At 74.0% G+C, this 3,247-nt stretch carries 3 protein-coding genes; 1 reads left to right on the top strand and 2 read right to left on the bottom strand.

Annotated elements, in window-relative coordinates:
- Positions 1-128 precede the first annotated feature (128 nt).
- Positions 129-1,295, top strand: a complete 1,167-nt coding sequence (locus NBZ83_RS31040) for a YihY/virulence factor BrkB family protein (protein WP_261569466.1) — start codon at positions 129-131, stop codon at positions 1,293-1,295.
- Between the two features lie 7 nt (positions 1,296-1,302).
- On the opposite strand, the gene NBZ83_RS31035 is transcribed toward NBZ83_RS31040, so the two are convergent.
- Both NBZ83_RS31035 and NBZ83_RS31030 read right to left on the bottom strand, forming a co-directional pair.
- Positions 1,303-1,809 carry a universal stress protein gene (locus tag NBZ83_RS31035; protein ID WP_261569467.1) on the bottom strand — a complete coding sequence of 169 codons (507 nt, stop codon included), beginning with the start codon at positions 1,807-1,809 and terminating at the stop codon, positions 1,303-1,305.
- A 19-nt stretch (positions 1,810-1,828) separates the two neighbouring features.
- A partial coding sequence (locus tag NBZ83_RS31030) for a WD40 repeat domain-containing protein (protein WP_261576399.1) occupies positions 1,829-3,247 on the bottom strand: 1,419 nt, incomplete at its 5' end.

Below are 3,247 nucleotides of genomic sequence, written 5' to 3'. Positions count from 1 at the left end.
CGTTGCTCCCGCCGCCCCCGTTGCTCCGGCCGCTCCCGTCGCTCCGGCCGATGGACGGGCCCCGTCGGACCCGCCGGCCGGCAAGGCGGCCAAAATGCTGCACCGCCCGGCCCGGTAGACGGACCGCGATGAGACGGCGCCGCGGGGATGACCGGCCCACCGCCCGAAGCACCGCCGTCCAGGACACCGACGCCGCGCCCACACCAGCCGGGGCAGCGGTGCCGGACCAGGCATCAGTGCCCGGCCAGGCAGTGGTGCCCGGCCAGGCAGTGGTGCCCGGCCAGGCGGCGGTGCCGGACCAGGCGGTGCTGCGGGATCAGGCGGTGGCGGCCGTGCGGGCGGCCGAGCGGCCGGGGCAGGTCGACGAGCTGACGTGGCGGTCCAGGTTCGGGGTGCTGCGCCGCACGGTCCGTGAATTCATGGACGACGACCTCCCCGACCGGGCGGCCGCGCTGACCTACTACGCGGTGCTGGCCATCTTCCCCGCGCTGCTCGTGCTGGTGTCGCTGGTCGGGCTGCTGGGCGAGTCGACGACGGACCGCCTGCTCGACAACATCGAGCAGCTCACCCCCGGACCGGCGCGCGACATTCTGCACAACGCCGTCAACGGACTGCGCGACAGCACCGGGTCCGGCGGGATCGTCGCGATCCTCGGCGTGGCCGGCGCGCTGTGGTCCGCCTCCGGGTACATCGCCGCGTTCATCCGCGCCGCGAACGCCGTCTACGACATGCCGGAGGGCCGGCCCGTCTGGAAGATCGCCCCACTGCGCCTGCTCATCACGACCGTCTTCGTGGTGCTGCTCGCGGTCAGTTCGCTGATCGTCGTGTTCAGCGGCGCGCTCGCCGAGCAGGCGGGCACGGCGATCGGCCTGGGCCACGAGGCCCTCACCGTCTGGTCGTTCGCGAAGTGGCCGATACTTGTGCTGATCGTCACGGCCATGATCGCCCTGTTGTACTGGAGCACGCCCAACGTGCGCCTGCACGGCTTTCGCTGGCTGACGCCGGGCAGCGTGCTGGCCGTCGTGATCTGGCTGGTCGCGTCCGGGGCGTTCGCCGTCTACGTGGCCACGTTCGGGTCCTACAACAAGACCTACGGCACCCTCGCCGGCGTCATCGTGTTCCTGGTATGGCTGTGGCTGTCGAACCTGGCGGTCCTGCTCGGCCTGGAGTTCGACGCCGAGATCGCGCGGGCACGGGCGATCGCCGCGGGTCTCGACGAGAGCATCGAGCCGTACGTGGAACCGCGCGACACCCGTGCCTGGCCGCGCCCGCGGCGCCGGGTCGCCCGGAACTGACAGCGCGTCAAGGGACGACCGTCACCGGCCACAGGCCGCTGCGGACCAGCCGGCTCGCCAGGGAACCGATGAGCCGGTGCCCGGCGCTCTCGGACGCGCCGACGACGACCATGTCGGCCTGCACCTCGGCGGCGCTGCGTTTGATGCCGTCGAACGGGTCACCGGCGCGGACGAGGAACCGGATCGGCACGCCGAGCTCGTCGGAGCGTTCGTGGATCGACGTGCGCACCTCGGCGGTGATCGAGTTCACGACCTGCTGGACCGCCTCCCCGGCCGGGGCCGGGGACATCGCCGCCCAGACCGACGGCGACGCGACGTAGACGACGACGAGCCGGGACGCCTGGCGGCGGGCGAGGCCCGCGGCGAACGCCGACGCGCGCATCGACGTGCGGGAACCGTCGACACCGGCGAGGATCGTCCGCGGACCATCCGTACCCAGCTCGAACTGCCCCGGCTGCCAGGCCGGCCCGAAGTCCTCGACCATCATCACCGACGGCCCCAGCTCAGCGCTCACGGCCGCAGTCTTTCAGGAATCAGGCGCAGGGCTGGTGGTAGGGCATCGATCCGAACGCGGTGGCCCATTCCTGCCGGTTGATCCGGTTCGCCGGGTCGGCGCAGGCGGCGTGGGCGAGCCGGCCCGGGTCGGCCTCCCACAGCCGCAGCGTGCCGTCGTGCCCGGCGGACAGCACGACCCCGGTGCCGGCGACGAACGTGACCGCGCTGATCGGACGGGTGTGCCCGTGCCACTGGGTGAGCGTGAGCGGCGCGGCGGGATCGGAGACGTCGAACAGGCGCACGGTCTCGTCGTCACCGCCGGATGCCACGAGCGCGGGGGCGGCGCCACGGGCCACGCTGGAGACCCCGCCGAGCTGCCCGGGGATGACCGCCTGCGGGACGGGAAGCTTGGGGTCACGCAGGTCCCACAGCCGGACGGTGGCGTCGACGCCGCCGCTGACGAGCAGGGCGCCGTCGCCGGTGAAGGTCACGGCACGCACGGCGCGGGTGTGCCCGCGCAGAACGGCCCCCGGCGTGGGGTGGGCCGCGTCGTGGATGTCCCACAGCCGTACCGTGCCGTCCTCCCCGCCGAGAGCCAGGGTCCGGCCGTCGGGGGCGAACGCGACGGCATACACCCCGCCGGTGGCCGTGTCGGCACGGGAACGCTGCGTCGGGGCGGCGGGATCGGTGATGTCCCACAGCGCGAGGACGCCGTCGGCCCCGGCGGAGGCGAGGGTGTTGCTGTCCGGGCTGAAGGCCACGGTTCGCACGACGTCGGTGTGCAGCCTCGCGACGGACCAGCGGCTGATGTGCTCCGGGTCACGCACGTTCCACAGCCGCACCGCACCGTCGGTGCCGCCGGAGGCGAGCAGGTCGCCGCCGCCGTTGAAGGCGAGCGCCCCGATCCAGCCGGTGCTTGTCACCGAGCCGAGCCGGGCGAGCCCGGTCCGATTGGTGACCTCCCACACGGTGATGACGCCGTCCGTCCCGCCGGTGGCGACGTGGCGCCCGTCCGGGCTGACCGCCGCCGACAGCACGGCACCGGTTTCGGCGTTGACGGCGCTGGGGACGACGTCGGCACCGAACAGGGCGATCATCGAACTGCGGGTGGCCGGCGAGCTCGGCGCGGCCGTGTAGGCGGCCAGGGCGAGACGACGAGCCAGCGCGCCGTCGTCGTCCTGGAGCGTGATCGCGCGGGCGGCGACCGAGTCGGGCACGCTCGTCGTCGCCGACTCGTTCCCGCCTCGGTCGACGAGCACCACGACCAGGCCCGCGGCGATGGCGATGACGGCGACCACCGCGGCGATCAGCCACGGTCGGCCCGAGCGCCGCCGGCCGCGGGCCGAAGCCGGCGGTCCGGCATCGTCCTGCCCGCCGACGGATCCCTCGGCGGACCATCCCGCGGCACTCTCGCCGCCGGGCCCCGGCCCCCCCTGCGCCCCAGGCCCGGACCGCAC

The sequence above is a fragment of the Frankia gtarii genome, assembly GCF_025403375.1.
In the GTDB taxonomy this organism is placed as follows: Bacteria; Actinomycetota; Actinomycetes; order Frankiales; family Frankiaceae; genus Frankia; species Frankia gtarii.
Note: the sequence above shows the minus strand (reverse complement) of the source record. Positions and strands in the feature narration are given on the sequence as shown.

Coding starts and splice junctions, on each gene's coding strand:
- NBZ83_RS31040 (WP_261569466.1), top strand. CDS start 129: ATGAGACGGCGCCGCGGGGATGACCGGCCCACCGCCCGAAGCACCGCC.